Below are 626 nucleotides of genomic sequence, written 5' to 3'. Positions count from 1 at the left end.
TAACGATCTTGCCTGGGCAACGTCTTGGACCCTATTCTCCGATCTTCATTAGGGTGAACGCGCTTGAGCAGCGACAGCATCTACGCGAGGCAGCAGTTCGGCCAGAAGAGCGGCTTCGGAAGGTCAACGGCCTTGCTCGTCGTCGATTTCGTAAACGGCTTCGTCGATCCGGAGATACTAGGCGGCGGCAACATCAACGATGCGGTCACGGCCACCGTTCCGCTGCTGGCCTTCTTCCGCGCGCGGGGCATGCCGGTTGCCTTCACCCGGATCATCTATGCCGATGACGGGTCGGATTCAGGAGTGTGGTGTGAGAAGGTGCCGCGACTTCGGGACCTCACCGAACATTCCGATGCAAGCCAAGTGGTGGCAGAGCTCTCTCCGTTGCCCGGCGAGCTGATCGTGCGCAAGACGCAGGCCTCAGCTTTCTTCTGCACAAATCTCACGAATGTCTTGATCGCAAGGGGCGCGGACACACTCGTCGTCGCCGGCTGCACGACAAGCGGCTGCATACGTGCCAGCGTGATCGATGCGATTAGAGCGGCATCCGACCTGAATGAATCTCTCGGGATTCCCAAATCAGCGGGAAAGTGATTCACACTGTCTGCCGGAGTGGAGGCCGGCAG

At 59.6% G+C, this 626-nt stretch carries 1 protein-coding gene; it reads left to right on the top strand.

Features of this window, described 5'->3' with window-relative positions; translation table 11 throughout:
• The first annotated feature begins 63 nt into the window (after positions 1–63).
• Complete coding sequence (locus ACLD7X_RS17850; protein ID WP_411425032.1) at positions 64–594, top strand: isochorismatase family protein; 531 nt, start codon at positions 64–66, stop codon at positions 592–594.
• The last annotated feature ends 32 nt before the right edge of the window (positions 595–626 follow it).

Origin of the sequence: Aphanothece microscopica RSMan92 (assembly GCF_046613545.2) — a bacterium.
In the GTDB taxonomy this organism is placed as follows: domain Bacteria; phylum Cyanobacteriota; class Cyanobacteriia; order PCC-6307; family Cyanobiaceae; genus NIES-981.
The sequence above is the reverse complement of the archived record's forward strand: the minus strand, read 5'-3'. Positions and strand labels throughout refer to the sequence as shown.